This window comes from Cronobacter sp. JZ38 (assembly GCF_008932145.1).
Lineage (GTDB): Bacteria > Pseudomonadota > Gammaproteobacteria > Enterobacterales > Enterobacteriaceae > Cronobacter > Cronobacter muytjensii.
Genome location: NZ_CP017662.1, coordinates 399,598 through 422,868, shown reverse-complemented (window position 1 = coordinate 422,868; position 23,271 = coordinate 399,598). Strand labels below are relative to the sequence as shown.

Annotated in this window: 19 protein-coding genes and 1 tRNA gene; 9 read left to right on the top strand and 11 right to left on the bottom strand. The window is 55.5% G+C overall.

Annotated elements, in window-relative coordinates; genetic code table 11:
* The first annotated feature begins 172 nt into the window (after positions 1-172).
* The gene (locus BJP61_RS01950) at positions 173-1,165 is read left to right on the top strand and encodes an acyltransferase (protein ID WP_171997753.1); all 993 of its coding nucleotides are present in this window, start codon (positions 173-175) and stop codon (positions 1,163-1,165) included.
* Here the strand turns inward: BJP61_RS01950 and BJP61_RS01945 are convergent.
* The 4 genes from BJP61_RS01945 to xylA form a co-directional block, all read right to left on the bottom strand.
* Positions 1,158-2,078, bottom strand: a complete 921-nt coding sequence (locus BJP61_RS01945; protein ID WP_171997752.1) for a helix-turn-helix domain-containing protein — start codon at positions 2,076-2,078, stop codon at positions 1,158-1,160. The two genes, BJP61_RS01950 and BJP61_RS01945, sit on opposite strands and share 8 nt — an antisense overlap.
* Positions 2,075-2,617, bottom strand: a complete 543-nt coding sequence (locus BJP61_RS01940) for an isochorismatase family protein (RefSeq protein WP_171997751.1) — start codon at positions 2,615-2,617, stop codon at positions 2,075-2,077. Before BJP61_RS01940 ends, BJP61_RS01945 begins: the two co-directional genes overlap by 4 nt.
* Before the next feature lie 123 nt (positions 2,618-2,740).
* Entirely contained in the window at positions 2,741-4,195 is a 1,455-nt protein-coding gene (xylB, locus tag BJP61_RS01935; RefSeq protein WP_171997750.1) for a xylulokinase, read from the bottom strand.
* A gap of 48 nt (positions 4,196-4,243) precedes the next feature.
* A complete protein-coding gene (xylA, locus tag BJP61_RS01930) occupies positions 4,244-5,566 on the bottom strand; it encodes a xylose isomerase (RefSeq protein WP_075194003.1) in 1,323 nt (440 codons plus the stop codon).
* Positions 5,567-5,949: 383 nt separating this feature from the next.
* On the opposite strand from xylA, the gene xylF reads away from it, so the two are divergent.
* From xylF to xylR, 4 genes are all read left to right on the top strand, one after another.
* Positions 5,950-6,942: a D-xylose ABC transporter substrate-binding protein gene (gene xylF / locus BJP61_RS01925; RefSeq protein WP_171997749.1), complete on the top strand. Its 993-nt coding sequence runs from the start codon at positions 5,950-5,952 to the stop codon at positions 6,940-6,942.
* A gap of 66 nt (positions 6,943-7,008) precedes the next feature.
* Positions 7,009-8,550: a xylose ABC transporter ATP-binding protein gene (locus BJP61_RS01920; RefSeq protein WP_171997748.1), complete on the top strand. Its 1,542-nt coding sequence runs from the start codon at positions 7,009-7,011 to the stop codon at positions 8,548-8,550.
* Positions 8,528-9,718, top strand: a complete 1,191-nt coding sequence (gene xylH, locus BJP61_RS01915; RefSeq protein ID WP_038866712.1) for a xylose ABC transporter permease XylH — start codon at positions 8,528-8,530, stop codon at positions 9,716-9,718. Before BJP61_RS01920 ends, xylH begins: the two co-directional genes overlap by 23 nt.
* A gap of 98 nt (positions 9,719-9,816) precedes the next feature.
* Positions 9,817-10,995 (top strand): D-xylose utilization transcriptional activator XylR, encoded by a 1,179-nt coding sequence (xylR, locus tag BJP61_RS01910; protein WP_038866710.1) that lies wholly within the window; start codon positions 9,817-9,819, stop codon positions 10,993-10,995.
* 147 nt (positions 10,996-11,142) lie between these two features.
* Here xylR and BJP61_RS01905 read toward each other — a convergent pair whose 3' ends face one another.
* Complete coding sequence (locus BJP61_RS01905; protein WP_071603762.1) at positions 11,143-11,967, bottom strand: protein bax; 825 nt, start codon at positions 11,965-11,967, stop codon at positions 11,143-11,145.
* Positions 11,968-12,284: 317 nt separating this feature from the next.
* Here BJP61_RS01905 and BJP61_RS01900 point away from each other — a divergent pair, with 317 nt between their 5' ends.
* Both BJP61_RS01900 and avtA read left to right on the top strand, forming a co-directional pair.
* Positions 12,285-14,315, top strand: coding sequence for an alpha-amylase (locus BJP61_RS01900; protein WP_171997747.1), 2,031 nt, complete (start codon positions 12,285-12,287; stop codon positions 14,313-14,315).
* A 175-nt stretch (positions 14,316-14,490) separates the two neighbouring features.
* On the top strand, positions 14,491-15,747 hold the full coding sequence (gene avtA, locus BJP61_RS01895) for a valine--pyruvate transaminase (RefSeq protein WP_038866703.1): 1,257 nt from the start codon (positions 14,491-14,493) through the stop codon (positions 15,745-15,747).
* Between the two features lie 53 nt (positions 15,748-15,800).
* Here the strand turns inward: avtA and yicI are convergent, their stop codons facing one another.
* Both yicI and BJP61_RS01885 read right to left on the bottom strand, forming a co-directional pair.
* Entirely contained in the window at positions 15,801-18,122 is a 2,322-nt protein-coding gene (gene yicI, locus BJP61_RS01890; protein WP_171997746.1) for an alpha-xylosidase, read from the bottom strand.
* 3 nt (positions 18,123-18,125) lie between these two features.
* A complete protein-coding gene (locus BJP61_RS01885; protein WP_171997745.1) occupies positions 18,126-19,529 on the bottom strand; it encodes a glycoside-pentoside-hexuronide family transporter in 1,404 nt (467 codons plus the stop codon).
* 290 nt (positions 19,530-19,819) lie between these two features.
* Between BJP61_RS01885 and BJP61_RS01880 the strand changes: the two genes are divergently transcribed.
* Positions 19,820-19,914 (top strand) — tRNA-Sec (locus BJP61_RS01880).
* Positions 19,915-19,930: 16 nt separating this feature from the next.
* Here BJP61_RS01880 and BJP61_RS01875 read toward each other — a convergent pair.
* From BJP61_RS01875 to BJP61_RS01860, 4 genes are all read right to left on the bottom strand, one after another.
* Positions 19,931-20,422 carry a hypothetical protein gene (locus tag BJP61_RS01875; protein WP_171997744.1) on the bottom strand — a complete coding sequence of 164 codons (492 nt, stop codon included), beginning with the start codon at positions 20,420-20,422 and terminating at the stop codon, positions 19,931-19,933.
* On the bottom strand, positions 20,406-20,921 hold the full coding sequence (locus tag BJP61_RS01870) for a DUF2778 domain-containing protein (RefSeq protein ID WP_171997743.1): 516 nt from the start codon (positions 20,919-20,921) through the stop codon (positions 20,406-20,408). Before BJP61_RS01870 ends, BJP61_RS01875 begins: the two co-directional genes overlap by 17 nt.
* Before the next feature lie 9 nt (positions 20,922-20,930).
* Positions 20,931-21,422 carry a type VI secretion system tube protein TssD gene (gene tssD / locus BJP61_RS01865; protein WP_171997742.1) on the bottom strand — a complete coding sequence of 164 codons (492 nt, stop codon included), beginning with the start codon at positions 21,420-21,422 and terminating at the stop codon, positions 20,931-20,933.
* A 253-nt stretch (positions 21,423-21,675) separates the two neighbouring features.
* Complete coding sequence (locus BJP61_RS01860) at positions 21,676-22,296, bottom strand: TetR/AcrR family transcriptional regulator (protein ID WP_171997740.1); 621 nt, start codon at positions 22,294-22,296, stop codon at positions 21,676-21,678.
* A gap of 75 nt (positions 22,297-22,371) precedes the next feature.
* Between BJP61_RS01860 and BJP61_RS01855 the strand changes: the two genes are divergently transcribed.
* Positions 22,372-23,238: an aldo/keto reductase family oxidoreductase gene (locus BJP61_RS01855; RefSeq protein WP_171997738.1), complete on the top strand. Its 867-nt coding sequence runs from the start codon at positions 22,372-22,374 to the stop codon at positions 23,236-23,238.
* Positions 23,239-23,271: the final 33 nt, after the last annotated feature.

Here is a 23,271-nt window from a genome sequence, read left to right as displayed (position 1 = left end):
ATGTTAAAATGACGACCAAACGCGGGGTATCGCAGCGAACAAGGGGCGTGCATTCTGCGAAACCGTCCCCAGGCTGACAATAGCCCGTCCTGAAACTCAGACTGTTCCGTGGTGCAGGATCCCGATTCAGGAAGTCACACTGCTGATAATTAAAGATGGTACAGAGGAACTGATGCAGCAAAAAATTCACTGGATAGATAACCTGCGCGCGATAGCCTGTCTGATGGTCATCATGATCCACACCACCACCTGGTACATCACCAATCCGTCGCTGGTAAGCCCGCTGAACTGGGATTTCGCCAACCTGCTGAACTCCGCATCGCGCGTTAGCGTACCGCTGTTTTTTATGATTTCAGGGTATCTGTTTTTCGGCGAGCGCAGCGCCGGCCAGCGGCATTTTCTGCGTATCGCGCTCTGTCTGGTGTTTTACAGCGCCGTGGCGCTGGCTTATATCACATTGCTTACGCCTATCAATGCGGAGCTGTCGCTTAAGCTGTTGTTGCAAAAGCCCGTTTTCTACCATTTATGGTTTTTCTTCGCGATCGTGGTGATTTATCTGCTGTCGCCGTTGATTAGCGTGAAACGCATTGATGGCCGCACGGCGCTGGCGCTCATTGTGCTGCTGGGCGTGGTGGCGAACCCGAATACCGTGGCGCAAAAGCTCTACGGCGTGCAATGGCTGCCGGTGAATCTCTACATTAACGGGGATACGTTTTATTACGTGCTCTATGGCCTGATGGGCCGCGCTATCGGGATGATGGAAACGCAGCAGCGGCCGGTAAGCCTGCTGGCGGGCGTGTTGCTGGCGGTGAGCACGGTGTCGATTGCCAGCGGCACGCATCAGGCGCTGGAGAGCCACGGTAATTTTGCCGACACTTTTTACCTCTACTGCGGCCCGCTGGTGTTGATCGCCGCGTTAAGCCTGCTGGTGCTGGCGAAAAACACGCTTAACCGCGAGCTTGCGCCGCTGTCGTTTATTGCCCGTTATTCGCTGGGGATTTACGGTTTTCATGCCCTCATCATCCATTTTATGCGCACGCGCCATCTCGAACTGACGGCGTGGCCAGCGCTGGATATCGCCTGGATTTTTAGTATGACGCTTGCGGGCAGCCTCCTGCTGGCCGCGCTCCTGCAACGTATCGATCGCCGCCGTCTGGTCAGTTAATCGCGCGCAGGCGGGCGCGCTGAAGCTGCCGGGCAGATGAAAACCCGGCAGCCAGCGCCGCCTGTTCAGCGCCCTGCCCCTGAAGCAAACACTGACTGGCGAACGCCACGCGCAGTTGCTCCAGATAGTCACGCACACTTACCCCTAAATGTTCCTTAAAGAGCCGCGACAGGTGACGCGGGCTGACATGCGCCCGGCCCGCGATCTCCGTCAGGCTCCACGCACCCTGCGGATTGGCGGCCAGCAGATCCTGAGCCCGATGCACGGCGGGGTGTAGATGGTTACGGTAACGCAGCCAGGGCGACAGCTGCGGATCGTCGCCGGAGCGGCGAAACCAGACCACCATTTCGCGCGCCACGTCGAGGGCCGCGCGTGGCCCGCTCAGTCGATGAATAAGATGCAGGCTTAAATCGATACCAGAGGTAATGCCCGCGCTGGTCCAGATGCCGCGGTCCTCCACGAAAATGCGGTTATCGCGCACCAGTGCGCCAGGCGCGGCGGCTTTGAGGCGCGCCAGCACATCGTGATGCGTGGTGCACTCCACGCCATGCAGCAGCCCGGCGCGGGCCGCCAGAAGAGCGCCGGAACAGACGCAGATAAGCGTGATCTTCCGGCTGTGGATCTGCGGTTGCAGGCGCATTAGCCAGTTACGGGCGGCCTGCGCCTCTGTCGTATCAAACCAACGGCTGGAATCCGACACGCCAGGCAGAACCAGCAGACTGCCTGGCGGCAGTGTGTCTGGTAACGGGGCGATACCGGCGATCTGCAGGCCGGTCGACATCGTGACGTGCGCTTCAGGCCCGATATAGTTCAGGCTGAAGGCATCGCCCGCGAGCGCGAGCGTCTCCGCAGGGCCCGTTAAATCGAGCGCCATGACGCCAGGCAACACCACAAACCAGACAGGAATAGTCATCCCAAAGACTCCAGACATTGCGCTACGCTGCTAATCGTCGCGAAACGCCCTGCCAGCACCGTTTCAGTGCGGTGGCGCAGCGTTTCCACATCCAGCGTCACGCCTTTCCAGGTCATCGGGAAGGTCAGCGTCGCTTCGCTGACAAACGTCACCCGATAGCCCAGATCAGAGGCGACCCGCGTAGTGGTTTCGCAACACTGCTCGGTACGGATACCGCAAATAATCAGGTGGTTAATATCTCTTTGGCGCAGCCATAAATCCAGCCCGGTATCGGTGAATGCGTTATGAACATGCTTATGAAATGTCACGGCGGCCTGATGACGCAGAAAAGGCATTGGCGCGACAAAGCCGGACTCCAGCGTAAATAACGCATCGCCATCGACATGGAAAATATCAACGATCGGTACATTACGCGCCCGGCAGCCGTCGATGAGTCCGTTCATGGCCTCACAGAACGCCGGAAAGTCATCTTCCCGCCAGTAGTCACGATGAAGAAAGGATTGTTGAGTATCAATATTCAGCAGAGCGGTACGCGTCATTTCAGGACACCTTAGTGAGGGGGGATAAACCCTATTCTCACAGGCATCCCTGATCGTGGGCAGGCCAGAAAAGGACAAAAACCGGGTGTTTCAGGACGCCTTTTGCTGACCACCCGGTTCCCGTTAAGACATCAGCGGCAACAGCTGTCGGTAAAGCTGGCGGAAGGTTTCCCGCTGCTCGCCGTAGCGCTGATGACGCGCCCTGTCTGGCTGATGCTGCTGCTCCAGCGGCAGCGGCGGCAGCAGCGCTTTCAGCGAACGCTCAGGCGCCAGCGCAATCTGTGCAAGCCTTGCCGCGCCAAGCGCCGGGCCTACGTCGCCGCCGGTGCGATAATCCAGCGGCATGCCGCTGATATCTGCCAGCATCTGTCGCCAGTACGTACTCCGTGCGCCGCCGCCGATGAGCGTGACGCTTTGCGGCGTCACGCCGCACGCGTGCACCGCGTCCATACCGTCTGCCAGCGCATAGCCGACGCCTTCCAGCACCGCACGCGCCAGTTCAGCCGGGCCGTGCTCATGCGTCAGCCCGAAAAATACGCCTTTCGCCAGCGGGTTGTTATGCGGCGTGCGCTCGCCTGAAAGATAAGGCAGAAACCAGACCGTGCCCGCCTCTTCACGCGCGCGTTGCGCGGCGGCCAGCAGCGCCGGAACGTTATCCGCGCCCGTCAATGACGCGGCCCAGTCAAGGCATGACGCGGCGCTCAACATCACCGACATCAAATGCCAGCGCGCTGGTAAGGCGTGACAAAAGCTGTGTACTGCGCTCTCCGGCCTGGCGCGGAATCCATCGCTGACCGCAAAGTAAACGCCTGAGGTGCCGAGCGACAACATCGCGTCGCCAGGATCGGCAAGCCCGACACCCACCGCACCCGCGGCATTATCGCCACCGCCTGCGACCACCGGCACCGCATCCATGCCCCAGGCCGCGGCAACGTCGTGCTTCAGCTCGCCAGTTATTTCACTGCCTTCGAACAGCGCAGGCATAGTCTCACGTTGCAGGTGACAGGCCGCCAGCATCGTGTCGCTCCAGTCGCGCTGCGCCACGTCGAGCCACATCGTGCCTGCCGCGTCAGACATGTCGCTCGCAAAAACGCCGGTCATGCGCAGCCGCAGATAATCTTTCGGTAGCAGCACTTTATCGGTTTGCCTGAAAATGTCTGGCTCGTGACGTTCAACCCACAGCAGCTTCGGCGCGGTGAAGCCGGGCATCATTAAATTACCGGTAATCGCGCGCGAATTGGGCACCTTTTCTTCAAGAATGGCGCACTCCTGCGCGCTACGTCCGTCATTCCATAAAATCGCCGGACGCAGGACACGTTGCTGTTTATCGAGCAGTGTGGCGCCGTGCATCTGGCCGCTTAAACCGATCGCTTTCACGTCTCGCAGGCTGCGCTGTGCGCCGAGCGCCTGCATGGCGCGGTCCGTCGCCTGCCACCAGCTTTCAGGATCTTGCTCCGACCACAACGGATGCGGACGGGAGACCTGCAGCGTTTCACTGTGCGAGGCCACCAGCGCGCCCTGCTCATCCAGCAGAATAACTTTTACCCCTGACGTTCCAAGGTCGATCCCAATGTACATAGCCAGCGCTCCTGAGCAAGAACGCCGCCCGAAGGCGGCGCCACGCGTTTACTTATCAAACAGATAATAATTGACCAGATTTTCCAGCAACTCCTGATGCCCGCTCTGATGTTGCGGCGCCAGATTGTGCTGCTCCGCGTACTGTGCCAGCTCGGCAAGCGACATTTGCCCTTTGAGGATCTGCTGGCCCAGCTCGCCGTTCCAGCCTGCATAGCGGCGGGCGACGCGTTTATCCAGTTCGCCATCTTCCAGCATTTTCGCCGCCACTTTCAGCGACAGCGCCATCGTATCCATCGCGCCGATATGGCCGTAGAAGAGATCGTATTTATCGGTGCTCTGACGGCGCACTTTGGCGTCGAAGTTCAGGCCGCCGGTGGTAAAACCGCCCGCTTTGAGGATTTCGTACATCACCAGCGCGTTCTCTTCGACGCTGTTCGGGAACTGATCGGTGTCCCACCCAAGCTGCGGGTCGCCGCGGTTCGCATCCACCGAGCCGAAAATACCGAGCGCAATGGCGCTGGCTATCTCATGATGAAAAGAATGCCCGGCAAGCGTGGCGTGGTTAGCCTCAATGTTGAGCTTAATCTCTTTTTCCAGGCCGAACTGTTTCAGGAAGCCATACACCGTCGCAGCGTCATAGTCATACTGATGTTTGGTCGGCTCCTGCGGTTTCGGCTCGATAAGCAGCGTTCCGCGAAAGCCGGTTTTATGCTTATGTTCCACAACCATTTGCATAAAGCGACCAAGCTGTTCGCGCTCCTGGCGCAGGTCCGTGTTGAGCAGCGTTTCATAACCTTCACGCCCGCCCCACAGCACATAGTTCTCCCCGCCCAACTGGTGCGTCGCGTTCATGGCGGTTACCACTTGCGTGGCCGCCCAGGAGAAGACTTCCGGATCAGGGTTGGTGGCGGCACCCGCGCCGTAGCGCGGATGGGTAAAGCAGTTGGCGGTGCCCCACAGCAACTTCACGCCGCTTTCCTGTTGCTTCTGCGCCAGCACCTCGACCATCTGGGCGAAATTATTCAGATATTCTTTTAGTGATGCGCCTTCCGGCGACACGTCGACATCATGGAAGCAGTAGTACGGCACGTTGAGCTTATGGAAAAACTCAAACGCCACGTCGGCTTTGCGCTTCGCAAGGCTGAGGGCGTCGCCCGCCTGTTGCCACGGACGCTCGAAAGCGCCCACGCCAAACATATCCGAGCCGTTCCAGCAGAAAGTGTGCCAGTAGCAGGCGGCGAAACGCAGATGATCTTCCATACGTTTGCCAGCCACCAACTCGTCAGGATTGTAATGGCGGAATGCCAGGGGATTCGTGGTTTTCGGGCCTTCGTAACGCACACGTTCAAGTTGGTCGAAATAAGTCGGCATAATTGACTCCGTAATCAGGGGCTGTTGCAGCGAGAATAAATTAATCCTGGAATTTCCTTTGCCGTTGCTCAATTACGTTATTTCACACTGCGATTAAGAGAATGCACAAATGTGCGCTGGCTCGCAAAAAACAGGTTTCTTTTACTCAATATTGCATTGCGGGATAAATTCCATTTTGTTTGTGAAACTTTTGGATTTAACATTTGAAATCCGATCGGCGTCATAAAATCAGAAATAAACAAAAAAACATAATCCAAAGATAAAAATCTGTAATTGATCGCCAGCCTTTCCGCGCTAAAAATTCCTGCGTCCGTAAGTGTGAATGTCCGTTTCGTCCCCGATGAATTAAGCCCATTCGTAACACTGGAACAGGTATAAAAACCATGAAAATAAAGCAGCTTATTCTTACCCTGTGCGCGTCGCTGGCGTTGATCACCTTCAGCGGCATCGCAAAAGACATTAAAATCGGTATGGCTATTGATGACCTGCGGCTGGAGCGCTGGCAGAAAGACAGGGATATCTTTGTCAGCAAGGCAGAGTCGCTGGGCGCTAAAGTGTTTGTGCAGTCAGCGAACGGCAATGAAGAAACGCAGATGTCGCAAATTGAAAACATGATTAACCGTGGCGTGGATGTCCTGGTGATTATTCCCTACAACGGTCAGGTATTAAGTAATGTGGTCGCCGAGGCGAAGCGCGAAGGAATTAAAGTACTGGCGTATGACCGTATGATTAATAACGCCGATATCGATTTCTATATTTCTTTTGATAATGAGAAAGTCGGCGAAATTCAGGCGCAAAGCCTGGTGGATCAGGTGCCGCAAGGCAATTATTTCCTGATGGGCGGCTCGCCGGTTGATAATAACGCGCGCCTGTTCCGCGACGGCCAGATGAAAGTGCTGAAGCCCTTTATCGATAGCGGAAAAATAAAAGTGGTCGGCGACCAGTGGGTTGATGGCTGGCTGCCGGAAAACGCGCTGAAAATTATGGAAAATGCGCTGACCGCAAATAATAATAAAATCGACGCCGTCGTCGCCTCTAACGACGCGACCGCAGGCGGGGCCATTCAGGCGCTGAGCGCGCAGGGCCTTGCTGGTAAAGTCGCGATTTCGGGTCAGGATGCCGACCTTGCCGGTATCAAGCGCATCATGGCCGGCACGCAGACCATGACCGTCTATAAACCTATCACCCAGCTTGCTAATACCGCGGCGGAAGTCGCCGTCGAGCTTGGCAACGATAAGCAGCCCAAACCCGACGCGACCCTGAATAACGGGCTGAAAGAGGTTCCGGCGCGCCTGCTAGCTCCCATCAAAGTGGATAAATCCAATATCGAATCCACCGTTATAAAAGATGGCTTCCATAAAAAGAGCGATCTGTAATCTCGCGGCGTTCGCGGTATTTCGCGAACGCCAGGCCGCTGTTCGACCTCTGCAGGCGGAATCGTAATGCCTTATTTACTCGAAATGAAAAACATCACCAAAGCCTTTGGCGCGGTAAAAGCGGTAGATAGCGTGTCGCTCGCGCTGGCGCCTGGCGAAGTGATGTCGCTGTGCGGTGAAAACGGCTCTGGTAAATCAACCCTGATGAAAGTGCTCTGCGGCATTTACCCCTGGGGCAGTTATGAGGGCGAAATTGTGTTTGCCGGCGAGCCGCTCACGCCAACGCATATCCGTGATACCGAGCGTAAAGGTATCGCGATTATTCACCAGGAGCTGGCACTGGTGAAAAACCTGACGGTGCTGGAAAACATCTTTCTGGGTGCCGAAATCACGCGTCACGGCGTGCTGGATTACGATGCCATGACGCTGCGCTGCGAAAAACTGCTGGCCCAGGTGAGCCTGCACATTTCGCCGCATACCCGCACGGGCGATCTCGGGCTTGGGCAGCAGCAACTGGTGGAGATCGCGAAAGCGCTCAATAAACAGGTGCGTCTGCTGGTGCTGGATGAGCCGACGGCCTCACTTACCGAGCAGGAGACCGCGCTGTTGCTGGATATAATCCGCGATCTGCAACAACACGGCATCGCCTGTATTTATATCTCTCACAAACTGAATGAAGTGAAGGCGATTTCTGACACTATCTGCGTGATCAGGGATGGCAAACCCGTCGGCACGCGCCCTGCCGCGCAGATGAGCGAAGAAGAGATCATCGCCATGATGGTAGGCCGTGAACTGACGGCCCTTTATCCGAGCGAGCCACACAGCCCCGGTGACGAAATTCTGCGCGTTGAGAATCTGACGGCATGGCACCCCGTTAACCACCATATCCGCCGCGTCAGCGATCTCACTTTTTCACTGCGCCGTGGTGAAATCCTCGGTATCGCCGGGCTGGTCGGTGCCGGGCGCACCGAGGCGATGCAGTGCCTGTTTGGCATCTGGCCGGGGCGCTGGCAGGGCAGCATCTTTATTGACGGCAAGCCGGTCACTATCCGCAACTGCCAGCAGGCTATCGCCCACGGTATCGCGATGGTGCCGGAAGACCGCAAAAAAGATGGCATCGTACCGGTGATGGCGGTCGGGCAAAACATCACGCTTGCCGCTCTGGATCAGTTTAGCGGGCCACTCAGCGCGCTGGATGCGGCGGCGGAGCAGCAGTGCATTCTCGATTCGCTGCAGCGATTAAAAGTAAAAACGGCCTCACCGATGCTGGCGATTGGTCGCCTTAGCGGCGGCAATCAACAGAAAGCGATTCTGGCGCGCTGCCTGCTGCTCAATCCACGCATTCTTATTCTGGATGAACCGACGCGCGGCATTGATATCGGCGCGAAATATGAAATCTACAAACTCATCCACCAGCTGGTGCAGCAGGGTATTGCCGTTATCGTTATTTCTTCGGAGCTGCCGGAAGTGCTTGGCCTGAGCGACCGGGTGCTGGTGATGCATGAAGGCCGACTGAAAGCCAATTTAATCAACCATCAGCTGACGCAGGAACAAGTGATGGAAGCCGCACTGAGGAGCGACCGCCATGTCGAAAAGCAACCCGTCTGAAATTAAGCTGACCGCAACGTCAGCCTCATCGCCGATATCTTTCCGCGCCCTGAACAAAATCAACTTTCAGGTGTTCGTCATGATCGCCGCCATTGTGGCCATCATGCTGTTTTTCACCCTGATGACGGAGGGCGCGTACCTGAGCGCGCGTAACATTTCTAACCTGCTGCGCCAGACCGCGATTACGGGCATCCTGGCGGTGGGGATGGTGTTTGTCATTATCTCGGCGGAAATCGATCTCTCTGTCGGCTCAATGATGGGATTGCTGGGCGGGGCCGCGGCCATTTTCGATGTCTGGCTAGGCTGGCCGCTTCCGCTGACGATTGTCGTCACGCTACTGCTCGGTCTGCTGCTGGGCGCCTGGAACGGCTGGTGGGTGGCGTACCGGAAAGTACCCTCGTTTATCGTCACCCTGGCGGGAATGCTGGCGTTTCGTGGCGTGCTGATTGGCATCACTAATGGCACAACGGTTTCGCCCACCAGCCCGGCGATGTCGCAGATTGGACAGAGCTACCTGCCGGGCGGCGTTGGCTTCGCCATTGGCGCGCTGGGGCTGGCGCTGTTTATCTTCTGGCAATGGCGCGGGCGCATGCGGCGTCAGGCGCTTGGATTAACGTCCACAGCGTCAACAGCGGTCGCGGGCAAGCAGGCGCTGACGGCGGTCATCGTGTTGGGCGCCATCTGGCTGCTTAATGATTATCGCGGCGTTCCGACGCCAGTGTTGATCCTGACGTTTCTGCTGCTGGCAGGCATGTTTATGGCGCTGCATACTGCCTTTGGCCGCCGCATTTACGCGATTGGCGGAAATCTGGACGCCGCAAGGCTTTCGGGTATCAATGTGGAGCGCACCAAGCTCGCGGTGTTCGCGATAAACGGCTTAATGGTGGCAATTGCCGGCCTGATTTTAAGCTCGCGGCTCGGCGCAGGCTCACCGTCAGCGGGAAACATTGCCGAGCTGGACGCCATCGCCGCCTGCGTCATCGGCGGCACCAGCCTTGCGGGCGGCGTCGGGAGCGTAGCGGGCGCGGTAATGGGCGCATTTATTATGGCGTCGCTTGATAACGGCATGAGCATGATGGATGTTCCCACGTTCTGGCAATACATCGTCAAAGGCGCCATTTTGCTGCTGGCGGTCTGGATGGATTCCGCCACCCGCAGGCGCGTATAACCATAACCTGCAATGGATCACATTGCCGGTGCACGGTTATTCCGCCTGGCGGGATATGTGTTATTCAAACAACAGGTTCAAGGCCGGATACTGACACTATGTTTGAAAAGCGTCATCGCATTACGCTGCTGTTTAATGCCAACAAAGCTTATGACCGCCAGGTGGTCGAAGGGGTTGGCGAGTATTTACAGGCTTCTCAGTCAGAGTGGGATATCTTCATGGAAGAGGATTTCCGCACCCGGATTGAGAACATCCGGGAGTGGCTTGGCGACGGGGTGATCGCCGATTTTGACGATCCGGAAATTGAGCAGTTGCTGAAGGATGTGCAGGTGCCGATTGTCGGCGTCGGCGGCTCTTATCATCGCCCGGAACATTATCCGCCCGTGCACTACATCGCGACGGATAACTACGCACTGGTGGAGAGCGCGTTTTTACATCTCAAAGAGAAAGGGGTACACCGTTTCGCTTTTTATGGGTTGCCCTCTTCCAGCGGCAAACGCTGGGCCGCCGAGCGCGAACATGCGTTCCGCGAGCTGGTAGCGCGTGAAAAATATCGCGGCGTCATTTATCAGGGGCTGGAAACCGCGCCGGAAAACTGGCAGCACGCGCAAAACCGGCTCTCTGACTGGCTGCAAACGCTACCGCCGCAAACTGGCATCATCGCCGTGACGGACGCGCGGGCGCGTCATCTGCTGCAGGTGTGCGAGCATCTGCATATTCCGGTGCCGGAGAAGCTTTGTGTTATCGGGATTGATAACGAAGAGCTGACCCGCTATCTCTCTCGCGTGGCGCTCTCGTCCGTGGCCCAGGGAACGCGACAGATGGGGTATCAGGCGGCAAAATTGCTGCATCGCCTTCTGGATAACGAAAATCTGCCGCTGCAGCGCGTGCTGGTGCCACCCGCGCGGGTGGTGGAAAGGCGCTCTACCGATTATCGTTCATTGCACGATCCAGCCGTTATCCAGGCGATGCACTACATTCGCAATCATGCCTGTAAGGGCATCAAAGTCGAGCAGGTGCTGGATGCGGTGGGCATCTCCCGCTCTAATCTTGAGAAGCGTTTTAAAGAAGAAGTGGGCGAAACCATTCACGCCATGATCCACGCCGAGAAGCTGGAAAAAGCGCGCAGTCTGTTGATCTCGACCTCATTGAGCATTAACGAGATTTCCCAGATGTGCGGCTACCCGTCACTGCAATATTTCTATTCGGTATTTAAAAAAGAGTACGACACCACGCCAAAGGATTATCGCGACCGATTCAGTGAAGTGATCATATAGAACGTGCTGTTCCGTATGGTTACAACGTTAAGCGACGCTTATGCCGCTTCGCGTAAAAAAAAGAAGTGTGCTAACCGCTAACGACGACAATAAAAAACGTCTTCCGAAGAAGACGTTTTTTACGCTCAGGCCAGGAGAGCCGCTACATTAGTTGGTTGCCAGCAGGTGCTGATTATCCTGATACATGGCAAACAGATAATTGTTATAGCTTTTTCCTTTGGTGGAGTAGCCTTTCAGCTTATGGATCATATTGCTGGCGGTGACTTCCTGGTCCGCTTTACGAAGCTGCAGGCGGGATTTACGGAAAGAGGCATAAGCCGGATGCGTATTCAGGTTTACCGCATACGCATTAACGGATTCTTTAACAGAGTTAAAGGTTGAATACCCTTTCACTTTCCCGGGCGCGTTATTACAACGCTTATTGCCGCATTTCATGCCGAACAGATTGTTATTGTTACGGGCAAGTTTCGACGTACCCCAGCCGCTTTCCGCTGCCGCCATCGTCGCGACCATGCTGGCAGGAATAATATCAACGCGTTCAAGCAGCGTATTCCACGGTACACGACGCGTATTGCCGTTCCATTTCACCTTGTAACGCTTCGCGATATCTTTCAGGCGCGCGCGTTCAGACGGCGACCACTGGGCGTCGTACTGCTTTGAAATAAGCCAGTTACGCTCAGCCGAAATGGCGGCATTCTGGCTGGTAATGTAAGGCATGACGGTCCGGAGAAACGCTTTTTTCCGTGGTGTTCCGGAAGGGTATTTTCGCAAATCAGGCAGTGAACCACTTATTACACTATTGCGAGAATACTCTTTTTTACTGCTTGCCAGTTTTTTACCGCTTGTCTTTTTAATATGGACTGTATGGCTCTTTTTCGTCGTGTGCTGCGTTGCCAGCACTTCACCCGAAAATGCCAGGGTGGCTAACATACACAGCGCCGCCCCTAATCGTCGAATTGAAGTCGATATCATCAGGTCTCCTGGTCGGATTTCAGCATTCCAACGCCTTATTATTTAATTAAATTTAAGAAAGGAATCTTAAATCGTATCAAAAATACCTCTATGGATCACCTAAAGAAATAAGTCGATTCTGAATTATGGCCTGAACCCTGCCGCTTAAATCACTGAAAATTAATAGTAAAAAGTGGAAATTTTAGCAATTTATGCTGGCGATGAGACGGCACGGCTCATCCTTGCGTTTCCTCCCCTTTCACTGGCGCTTAAGGATGAGGCTTTTGCAGCGTCGCCATGCGAGACTGGACAAAAATCGCACAGGATGCAGATAACTCATGAACCTCTCCCCTCTCGCGTTGTGTTTACTGCCCGGTATTGCGCTTGCGCAGTGGTCTGCCCCCGGTCTTCCCGCGTTTAAGGAACAGACGCCAGGCGTGTTTGTCAGTAAAGGCGCGCTGAAAAAAGGCGCTGATCCGCTGCGCCTGACGCTTGATAACGCCTGCTGGCAACCCGCAGGCCCGGTCAGGCTCAACCAGATGCTCTCGCTCAAGCCCTGCGCCGACCCGTCGCCCGAATGGCGACGCTTTCGCGACGGCAATTATCAGGTGCAGATAGACACGCGCTCCGGCACGCCGACGCTCATGCTGAGCGTGGAGCAGGAAGGCGAGAAAGCGACGACGGAAGTCGCGCGCCAGTGTCCGAAATGGGACGGTAAACCACTCACCATTGCCGTCAAAGAGACGTTCCCCGAAGGCAGCCAGGTGCGCGATTTCTACAGTGGTAACATCGTCACGGTCACGCAGGGGAAAATCACCCTCACGCCCGCGCCCGGGAGCAACGGGCTTCTGCTACTGGAACGCGCTGAATCACCCGCACAGGCAGCCTTTAACTGGCACAATGCCACCATCTATTTTGTCCTCACCGACCGCTTCGTTAATGGCGACCCGACTAACGACAACAGCTATGGACGCCATAAAGATGGTATGCAGGAGATCGGCACCTTTCACGGCGGCGATCTCCGGGGGCTCACCGGCAAACTGGATTATCTGCAAACGCTTGGCGTTAACGCGCTATGGATAAGCTCGCCGCTGGAGCAGATCCACGGCTGGGTGGGCGGCGGCACTAAAGGCGATTTTCCGCACTACGCCTACCACGGCTACTACCCGCAGGACTGGACAAAACTCGACGCTAATATGGGTACCCCGGACGATTTACGCCAGTTGGTGGATGAGGCGCACCGGCGCGGCATTCGCGTGTTGTTCGATGTGGTCATGAACCACGCGGGCTACGCCACGCTTGCCGATATGCAGGAATTTCAGTTTGGCGCGCTCTACCTGAAAGGCGAGGAGCTTAAAAAAACGCTGGGCGACCACTGGACGGACTGGCGTCCTTCACCGGGCCAGAGCTGGCACAGCTTTAATGATTACATTAACTTCAGCGATAAAAGCGCATGGGATAAATGGTGGGGGAAAAACTGGGTCCGCACCGATATCGGCGATTACGACAGCCCGGGCTTTGATGATCTCACCATGTCGCTCGCTTTCTTACCGGACCTGAAAACCGAATCGACGCAGCCCTCCGGCCTGCCGCATTTTTATCAGCACAAGCCCGACACCGCCGCGCAGGCTATCGACGGCGCCACTCCGCGCGATTACCTGACGCGCTGGCTCAGCCAGTGGGTACGCGATTACGGTATTGACGGTTTCCGGGTGGACACGGCAAAACATGTTGAGCAGGCAGCCTGGCAGCAGCTTAAAAATGAAGCCAGCGCCGCGCTCGCCGACTGGAAAGCGAATAACCCCGATAAAAAACTTGATGACGCGCCGTTCTGGATGACGGGCGAATCCTGGGGCCACGGCGTGATGCAGAGTGATTACTATCGCCACGGCTTCGACGCGATGATCAATTTTGATTACCAGGAGCAGGCGGCAAAAGCCGCCGACTGCCTGGCGTATATCGACCCAACCTGGCAGCAAATGGCAGAAAAACTTCAGGGCTTTAACGTACTGAGCTATCTCTCCTCGCACGACACCCGGCTGTTCCGCGAAGGCGGATCGCGCGCGGCAGAGCTGCTGCTACTCGCCCCTGGCGCCGTGCAAATCTATTACGGTGACGAGAGCGAGCGGCCTGCCGGGCATGGCGGTTCGGATCCGCTCCAGGGCACGCGATCGGATATGAACTGGCAGGATCTCACCGGAAAAAGCGCGGCGACGCTGGCGCACTGGCAAAAGCTCGGGCAGTTCCGCGCGCGTCACCCGGGCATTGGCGGCGGCAAACAGACCACGCTTTCACTTAACCAGGGCTACGGCTTTGTACGCCAGCAGGACGATGACGTCGTCATGGTTATCTGGGCGGGTCAGCAGTAAACGCCGGGCGGCGCGTCTTTCCCCACGCGCCGCCCTTTTAACCAGCATTAAATCCTGTCAGTCTTTACCATCGAAACATTTTGCATCAGAAAAGCGTTCACCCGCCGATTTGCACCATGCCAGTTGTAGCGCTATGGTTAGCCTCTTTTTAAAAGAATGCGACAGACTGACCGCTATGACGTTTTCACTTTTCGGCGACAAATTTACCCGCCATGCAGGCATTACGCGCCTCATGGAGGATCTCAACGACGGATTACGCACCCCTGGCGCTATCATGCTGGGCGGCGGAAACCCGGCGCAAATCCCGGCGATGAATGCCTATTTCCAGGAGCTGCTGGCCTCGATGCTGGAAAGCGGCAAAGTCACTGATGCGCTTTGCAATTATGATGGTCCGCGCGGAAAAAGTGAGCTGCTGGTGGCCCTGGCGGGGATGTTGAGAAAAGAGTTTGGCTGGGATGTTGAACCACAGAATATTGCACTGACAAACGGCAGCCAGAGCGCATTTTTCTACTTGTTTAACCTGTTTGCTGGTCGTCAGGCAGACGGCACCTCGAAAAAGGTGCTGTTCCCGCTCGCGCCAGAATACATCGGCTATGCAGATTCGGGGCTGGAAGAGGATCTGTTTGTCTCCGCACGCCCGAATATCGAGCTGCTGCCGGAAGGCCAGTTTAAATACCACGTCGATTTCGAACATCTGCATATCGGCCCGGAAACCGGCATGATTTGCGTGTCGCGTCCGACCAACCCGACGGGTAACGTCATCACCGACGAAGAGCTTATCAAGCTCGACGCGCTGGCAAACCAGCACAATATTCCGCTGGTTATTGATAACGCCTACGGCCTGCCGTTCCCCGGCATTATCTTCAGCGAGGCGCGCCCGCTGTGGAATCCTAATATTATTCTTTGCATGAGCCTCTCCAAGCTCGGCCTGCCGGGCAGCCGTTGCGGCATTATCATCGGCAACGAGAAAGTCATTTCCGCCATCAGCAACATGAACGGGATAATCAGCCTGGCGCCGGGCGGCATCGGGCCGGCGATGGCTTGTGAAATGATCAAACGCAACGACCTGCTGCGTCTGTCGCAGGACGTGATTAAGCCTTTTTACCAGCAGCGCGTACAGGAGACAATCGCCACGATTCGCCGCTACCTCTCACCGGAACGCTGCCTGATCCACAAGCCGGAAGGCGCGATTTTCCTGTGGTTGTGGTTTAAAGATTTACCGATCACCACCGAACTGCTTTACCAGCGCCTGAAAAAGCGCGGCGTGCTGATGGTGCCGGGCGATTTCTTCTTCCCGGGGCTGGATAAACCCTGGCCGCACACGCATCAGTGCATGCGCATGAACTATGTGCCGGAGCCGGAGAAAATCGAAGCGGGCGTGAAAATTCTGGCCGAAGAGATCGAACGCGCCTGGCAGGAAGCAGGTCAATAACGCGTACTTATCATCTCAGGCAAAATGCCGCCCGTGGGCGGCATTTTTGTTGCTTACAGCGTAATACTTAACGCCTGCGCGCCGCGCTCAGGCGTTACCACGACGCCCCATTCGCTGCCCGCGCCGCTGCCGCCCTGCACGCTAGCCACCTGAGGAACGTTGCGCAGGCAGAGCGTCCAGCCTGTCGCATTGCCGTTCCCTTCGACTGTCAGGCGATTGCCCTCACGCTTCACGCACAGCGTAAACACCGTCGTGCCGTCAGCGGCAGGCACCTCGCAGCGCGCTTCACGGCCCTCCTCCAGATTAAACAGCTGGAACGCGGTGCCCTCATGCCAGGCATAATCGGGCTTTTTATCGTTATTTCCGAGCGCCAACAGCGTGTTGTCGCGCACATAGACCGGCAGGCTCAGGAAGTCATGACGCTGGTTATGCCAGCGACTGCCGGAAAGCTCGTCGTTGCGCCACAGGTGCGTCCAGCGCCCTTCCGGCAGGTAAAACGCCACGTCGCCCGCCTCACTGAACACGGGTGCCACCAGCACCGCATCACCAAGCATATACTGGCGGTCGAGGTAATCGCAGGCCGGGTCATTCGGAAACTCCAGCATCATGGCGCGCATCACTGGCGTGCCGCGCTCGTGCGCTAACGCCGACTGGCGGTAGAGATAAGGCATCAGCCGGCATTTCAGCTGCGTGAAGTGGCGCACCACGTCGCAGGCTTCGTCATCGTAAGCCCAGGGCACACGGTACGATTTGCTGCCGTGCAGGCGGCTGTGGCTGGAGAGCAGCCCAAACGCGCACCAGCGTTTATAGACATGTGCCGGCGCGGTGTTTTCAAAGCCGCCGATATCGTGGCTCCAGAAGCCGAACCCGGAAAGGCCGATAGACAGCCCGCCGCGCAGGCTTTCAGCCATCGATTCATAGTTAGCGTAGCAGTCGCCGCCCCAGTGTACCGGGAACTGCTGCGCGCCCACCGAGGCCGAGCGGGCGAACAGCACCGCTTCTTCCTCGCCCACGGTCTCTTTGAGCACGTTCCAGACCAGCGCGTTATAGAGGAAGGCGTAGTGATTGTGCATTTTTTGCGGGTCAGCGCCGTTATGCCACACGACATCGGTCGGGATACGCTCGCCAAAATCGGTTTTAAAGCAATCGACGCCCATTCTCACCAGCCGCTTCAGATGGCCCGCGTACCATTCGCACGCCGCCGGGTTGGTGAAGTCGACGATACCCTGCCCCGGCTGCCATTTATCCCACTGCCACACCGCGCCGTTCGGGCGTTTCAGCAGGTAGCCTTTTTCCATCCCTTCGCGGAACAGCGGCGATTTCTGACCGATGTACGGATTGATCCAGACGCAGATTTTCAGCCCGCGGGCTTTGAGGCGCGCTAACATGCCTTCAGGATCCGGGAACGTCGCCGGGTCCCATTCGAAGTCACACCACTGAAACGCCTTCATCCAGAAGCAGTCGAAGTGAAAGACATGCAGCGGCAGTTCGCGCGCCGCCATGCCGTCGATAAAGCTGTTTACCGTCTCTTCATCGTAATTAGTCGTAAATGATGTGGTGAGCCACAGCCCGAACGACCAGGCGGGCGGCAGCGCCGGACGGCCTGTCAGGCGAGTATAGCGATCCAGCACCGCTTTCGGCGTCGGGCCGTCGATAACGAAATACTCCAGATATTCCCCGGCCACGCTGAACTGTACTTTCGAGACTTTTTCAGAAGCCACTTCGAAGGAGACGCACTCCGGGTGATTGACCAGTACGCCATAACCGCGGTTGGTCAGGTAAAACGGAATGTTTTTGTACGCCTGCTCGGTGCTCGTGCCGCCGTCGCGATTCCAGGTCTCCACCGTCTGACCGTTCTTCACCAGGGCAGTAAAGCGTTCGCCGAGCCCGTACACCGTCTCGCCGACGCCCAGATCCAGCCGCTCAAACATAAAGGTCGCGGCGTTGCCGTCCTGAACATAACCGCTGTTCTTTACCTGGCTGCCGGTAATCCGCTCGCCGTCACGCAGAAAATCGAGCGCCCAGTTTTCGCCTTTGGTCACCCGCACGCTGAGGCTGCCGCTTTTTAGCTCGGCATAGCTCTCGGTTTCGCACATCGCTACCGGCACGTTTTCCTGAACCTTGAGCGGGTAATGCGGGCCGTTATCCGGCACGCCCTGAAAATGCGCGATACGCACGCCGATAATGCCCTCCTGCGGCGAAAAAAACCGCAGCGTAAAGAGCGGGATATCCAGTTGCCCGGCACGTTCGCGCACGTCTCGCGGCGCGGCACAGACAATCATTTCGCCGTCGCGCTGCTCGACATCAAACACCTGAATGGGATGCAGCAGGCTTAAACCCGGCTGGATCAGCCAGTTCCCGTCACTGATTTTCATGACTTACCCCTTAGACTCATGGAATGCGTCGCTAACCGGCAGCGTTTCAAACTCTTTCTGGTTATTGCGCGCGCCCTGCGCCAGTTCCGCCAGGATATGTTTCAAAAACGGTGTCTTTAGCGTGTAATAGCGTTTCGCGATGATGGCGCTCAGCACATAGCAGACGCCCGGCGCCAGCGTGAACAGCGCGATAATGATGGTGAGCGTCGCACCGTTCTGGGCTTTCGCGGCGGCGTCATAGCCACCGCCCGCCAGCATCCAGCCGATAAGCGCGCCGCCGAGCGCCAGACCCAGTTTCAGGACAAACAGCGTGCCCGCAAAACTGATGCCGGTCAGACGTTTGCCGTTACGCCATTCACCGTAATCGACCGTGTCGGACATCATGACCCACTGAATCGGCGTGACCAGCTGGTGCAGAACGCCGATAACGAAGATAAAGATGAACATCACAATGGTGGCGCTCATCGGCACAAAGAACATGGCGACGCTCAGGACCGCCAGCGCGGCGTTGGTCCACCAGAAGACGCTGACTTTGCACTTCCAGTCGGTGAGCGGTTTGGCGAGTGCGCTGCCGAACAGGTTGCCGACGCAGTAAAGCCCGAGGAACCAGGAGAACAGCGCGGCGTCACCCATAATCCAGGTGACGTAGTACATCATCGCCCCGCCACGTACGCAGACCGCGAGAATATTAAGCAGGGTCAGCATGCCCACAACACGCCACTGGTCGTTTTGCAGGATATCGCGCAAGTCTTCACGCATGGTCGAGGTCGTTGGCGGCGCCTCGACACGCTCTTTGGTCGTGAAAAAACAAAACGCGAGCATCAGAAACGCCACCGCGGCCAGCACCGCTATGCCCGCCTGAAAGCCGAACGCTTTATCTTCGCCGCCAAAAAAATTTACCAGCGGCATCATCAGTACCGTAGAGAGCATGCCGCCCGCCGTCGCCAGCACGAAACGCCACGATTGCAGCGAGATACGCTGCTGCGGATCGCTGGTAATCACGCCGCCCAGCGCGCAATAAGGAATATTCACGACGGTGTACATCAGGGTGAGCAGCGTGTAGGTCGCGGCGGCGTAAATCATCTTGCCGGTGAGGCTGAGTTCCGGTGTGCTGTAAGCGAACACGCACACCACGCCGAACGGCAGCGCGCCGAACAACACCCACGGGCGAAATTTACCCCAGCGGCTGCGGGTGCGGTCCGCAATCAGCCCCATCGCCGGGTCGGATATCGCATCCAGCGCGCGGGCCAGCAAAAACATCGTGCCGACGAAACCGGCGGGAATGCCGAAGATATCGGTGTAGAAAAACATCATATAAAGCATTACGTTATCAAAGACGATATGGCTTGCGGCGTCTCCCATGCCGTAGCCTATCTTCTCCTTCACGGTAAGCGCTTGCTCACTCATCGGGCAGTCCTCATCGGCGATACGCGAAATTTCACTTAGGTTTTAACGCCGTTCGGATCCCCCAGAAATTCTGTTTTCTGGTAATTTCTTTATGATTCTTGTTTTCTGTGATCGCGTTAACTCGCTGATGCAACGAATGAATAATTTTTGTTGCAGATAACAGGCAAAAAATACTTAAGCAAAACCGTATCACGCCCGTCAGACGGGCGAAAAAAGAGTGTGGTGGGGGTATTGGTAAGCGTCAGAAACGCGCCTATAATGCGCCGGCCTCCATGTAGCAATGCAGGCGCGGAAGATCGTCGTCTCCGGTGAGGCGGCTGGACTTCAAATCCAGTTGGGACCGCCAGCGGCCCCGGGCAGGTTCGACTCCTGTGATCTTCCGCCAAAATGCTTTCCCTGGTTTATGATGTGTAGCCCTTCTGCTGAATGCCCGCCTCTCTTCTTCTCCTGAGTATTTTTTCTGTCACTCTAATTATTAAGGCAAATAACAGTAAGGTCAGAATAGTGGTAGAACTCACAAAAAACAGCTCAAACAGCGTATCCATTTGTCCTTCAAGATCAATTATTTGTTTTGCCGAAGAATAATGATTAACAAGATACCAGGCGAGATAACTTGACGCGTAATCCAGTTCAGAAAAAAGCCAGACAAGAAGTAATATACCGTAATAAACACTGCCTTTTATAAGCCTGTTCCAGGACCACCAACCGACAAGCCGGATAATCAATCCCCATAAAAAAATATTTAATAAAAGGAAAAGACTTACAGAAGCAACCGGATTTATTCCCTCGCCATAGCTACCCATACCTACAAAAAAGATATTAATTAACGGTATAGTGATTAACGCCGCCAGTAATGACAATTTATATAAGAAGGTCTTAGGATAATCTGGCATAAGGCATCCCTATAACATTTAATTGTCCATACGCCTTCAAACCGCTACAGTGGACCACATATCTTACTGATTTTAACAGTGCTCTTCTTAATATGTAAAAATCCGATCGGTTATAAAACGTCACGCAACCGTCAGAAACACCGGTGCCGTCTGGCCGCAATGGATGAAGACGAAAGCTGCCACGAAAAGTCCCGTCTACGAACGTTTGATCATCAATAAAGCCGTCCTGCCTGAATAAAGCAAACCACTCATTATAGAGATTCCCTGTATCTCTCTTTTTCTGCCACGTACGATACCTCGAATAAGGTCCTCCTCGTGGCCGCTCAACAATCCAGTATCTCCCCAACGGAATCGGCCCATTACGCCTGCCGGCAAATTCAACGGTGTTTTTATAACTCCCCAGCCCTGAAAAAACCGGGAAAGAGCCTACACCGGCGCAGCGCAAAATCAATCTGCCATCAGGTGTTTTTTCGTTGTAATTGAGTTCGCAAGAAATCATATCGCCATCCTAAGCATAAACCTGACTGTTCCATTGGTCCGTATACTGAATATTACCATTCAGGTATTTCCACGTGATTTTACTGTATATCAGGGCCACGGATTCTACGGGTGTGGAAAGAAGTCCTTCTGGATGTTTAAAATTTTGCATATTAGGATGAATACCCGTAATCCTGACCGATTCGAGCACCATCTGGAAAAACTCCTCTTCCATTCCGGCCCGGTTTATTCGATACCAGCGAATAATTGCCTGCTGAAGGTTTTCGCTGGTGGCAACAGCCCGATAAAGATAAGGAGAGGATTTATCGAACTCTTTTTCAATATTCATCAGATTATGAACACGCGTGGCGGTCAGCCTGCCGGTATTACCATCATAAGGCACTGCCAGCCCATGCCCAAAACTCTGGATCTCTATGCTGCCCTCACGTCCAGTGACCTCGGAACCGCCAGCAATTAACACGCCTGAGGCGTCGTAGAGCCATAAATGTGCCGGAACTGCCATAATTATCTCCTTTTATTAACCATAGCCATGTAATCCTGCCAGGTATTTCCCCACCAAATAAATTAAAAACTCCGGTGTGATTATTTAGCGTAAAACAGATTAAAAAGTAAAAAGGAGATATTTTGTAATAGCGGTATCTTTGACTAAAATTAAAAAAGCACCCTACGCATTCACGCAAAAAATAAGAAACTAACCACTATATTATTAATACATTAATCGATGCCGTTACGCCTTCTGTCAATCCCCTTCCCCTTTACACGCCTTGCAAATACCCCGCCAGCAGGCGGGATAAGTGCGTCTGAAATTGTTCCGTGTAACCCGCTGGAATAAATCCTTCGAGAAATGCCTTCGTCGGGCCGGTTATGACGCCAAGCGCGAGATGCGCGGTAAAAACCGGGTCGGGGAACGTGTTATCCGGCGCGGTAGCGAGCATTTGCGCTATGGCGTTAACCATCCGCTGATAAATCACGCCCATCAGACGCGCGCCGTCGCGCTCTGCCGCAACGGCGTAGAGCGCTTTTGACTCATCAGGATTGGCTAATTTCAGGCTCAGATAAGCCCGCACTATCGTCCTTGCCATTTCCGCGACAGGTTTACCGCGTGCGGAAATACAAGCGGCGTCGAGCGCGTCGGCAATTTTAGTTAAGTGCAACTCCAGCACGCCGGAAAGGAGCGCGTCGCGATTAGGGTAATACTGATAAAGGCTGCCGACGGACATCCCGGCGCGGTTTGCGACACGCGTTGTCGTACAGCGGCTTAATCCTTCATTCACTAAAACCTGAATGGTTGCCGTATGAAGCGCCTCCACCGTCGCGACTGAACGGCGCTGGACAGGCATTTTACGCGGGCTAAGGGGGGCTGCGGTCGTCTTCATGGAATGCGAATTCTTAAACTGAAGGATGCTTCATATACTAATACTTCCTCACCACCGATACAGCAAGCAGGCGTTATGAACAGTATTGAAAAGAGCGGAACTTATTTACTGGGCAACCGTGAAGTCAAACGGTTTGGTTACGGCGCGATGCAGCTGGCAGGGCCTGGCGTATTTGGGCCGCCGAAAGATAAAAGCACGGCGCTTAGCGTATTACGCGCCGCCGTCGAGGCAGGCGTAAATCATATCGATACCAGTGATTTTTACGGGCCGCATATTACGAATCAACTGATTTGCGAAGCGTTATATCCCTATCGCGGCGACCTGACGATTGTTACGAAAGTGGGGGCGAAACGCGGCAATGACGGCTCGTGGAACCCGGCGTTTTCCGCTGAGGAATTAACTCAGGCGGTGCATGATAATCTGCGCAATCTGAAACTCGACGCGCTGGACGTTGTTAATCTGCGCGCGATGTTCGACGTGCATGGTCCGGCGGAAGGGTCAATCGAAGCGCCGCTGTCGGTACTGGTGAAATTAAAAGAACAGGGGCTGATTAAACATATTGGCTTAAGCAACGTCACGCCCGGTCAGGTCGCCGAGGCGCGGAATATTGCCCCGATTTGCTGCGTACAGAATATGTATAACATCGTCCATCGCAACGACGAGGCGTTAATTGACGAGCTTGCCGACGCCGGAATTGCATACGTGCCGTTTTTCCCGTTAGGCGGTTTCTCACCGCTGCAATCCTCGACGCTTGCGTCTGTCGCTGCGCAATTATCCGCCACCCCGATGCAGGTCGCGCTCGCCTGGCTGTTGCAACGCGCAAAGAATATTTTATTAATTCCGGGCACCGCGTCAGTCGCGCATTTTTATGAAAACAGCAAGGCCGCAGAATTAACGCTTTCGCCGCAAACGCTGAACGCGTTAAACCAACTGGCGGCCTGATAAACAGACGCCTTCAGACGGTACTGATTTTAT

What these genes read in the sequence shown, in the direction of transcription:
- BJP61_RS01950 (WP_171997753.1), top strand. Translation starts at nt 173, where the DNA reads ATGCAGCAAAAAATTCACTGGATAGATAACCTGCGCGCGATAGCCTGT.
- BJP61_RS01945 (WP_171997752.1), bottom strand. Translation starts at nt 2,078, where the DNA reads ATGACTATTCCTGTCTGGTTTGTGGTGTTGCCTGGCGTCATGGCGCTC.
- BJP61_RS01940 (WP_171997751.1), bottom strand. Translation starts at nt 2,617, where the DNA reads ATGACGCGTACCGCTCTGCTGAATATTGATACTCAACAATCCTTTCTT.
- xylB (WP_171997750.1), bottom strand. Translation starts at nt 4,195, where the DNA reads ATGTACATTGGGATCGACCTTGGAACGTCAGGGGTAAAAGTTATTCTG.
- xylA (WP_075194003.1), bottom strand. Translation starts at nt 5,566, where the DNA reads ATGCCGACTTATTTCGACCAACTTGAACGTGTGCGTTACGAAGGCCCG.
- xylF (WP_171997749.1), top strand. Translation starts at nt 5,950, where the DNA reads ATGAAAATAAAGCAGCTTATTCTTACCCTGTGCGCGTCGCTGGCGTTG.
- BJP61_RS01920 (WP_171997748.1), top strand. Translation starts at nt 7,009, where the DNA reads ATGCCTTATTTACTCGAAATGAAAAACATCACCAAAGCCTTTGGCGCG.
- xylH (WP_038866712.1), top strand. Translation starts at nt 8,528, where the DNA reads ATGTCGAAAAGCAACCCGTCTGAAATTAAGCTGACCGCAACGTCAGCC.
- xylR (WP_038866710.1), top strand. Translation starts at nt 9,817, where the DNA reads ATGTTTGAAAAGCGTCATCGCATTACGCTGCTGTTTAATGCCAACAAA.
- BJP61_RS01905 (WP_071603762.1), bottom strand. Translation starts at nt 11,967, where the DNA reads ATGATATCGACTTCAATTCGACGATTAGGGGCGGCGCTGTGTATGTTA.
- BJP61_RS01900 (WP_171997747.1), top strand. Translation starts at nt 12,285, where the DNA reads ATGAACCTCTCCCCTCTCGCGTTGTGTTTACTGCCCGGTATTGCGCTT.
- avtA (WP_038866703.1), top strand. Translation starts at nt 14,491, where the DNA reads ATGACGTTTTCACTTTTCGGCGACAAATTTACCCGCCATGCAGGCATT.
- yicI (WP_171997746.1), bottom strand. Translation starts at nt 18,122, where the DNA reads ATGAAAATCAGTGACGGGAACTGGCTGATCCAGCCGGGTTTAAGCCTG.
- BJP61_RS01885 (WP_171997745.1), bottom strand. Translation starts at nt 19,529, where the DNA reads ATGAGTGAGCAAGCGCTTACCGTGAAGGAGAAGATAGGCTACGGCATG.
- BJP61_RS01875 (WP_171997744.1), bottom strand. Translation starts at nt 20,422, where the DNA reads ATGCCAGATTATCCTAAGACCTTCTTATATAAATTGTCATTACTGGCG.
- BJP61_RS01870 (WP_171997743.1), bottom strand. Translation starts at nt 20,921, where the DNA reads ATGATTTCTTGCGAACTCAATTACAACGAAAAAACACCTGATGGCAGA.
- tssD (WP_171997742.1), bottom strand. Translation starts at nt 21,422, where the DNA reads ATGGCAGTTCCGGCACATTTATGGCTCTACGACGCCTCAGGCGTGTTA.
- BJP61_RS01860 (WP_171997740.1), bottom strand. Translation starts at nt 22,296, where the DNA reads ATGAAGACGACCGCAGCCCCCCTTAGCCCGCGTAAAATGCCTGTCCAG.
- BJP61_RS01855 (WP_171997738.1), top strand. Translation starts at nt 22,372, where the DNA reads ATGAACAGTATTGAAAAGAGCGGAACTTATTTACTGGGCAACCGTGAA.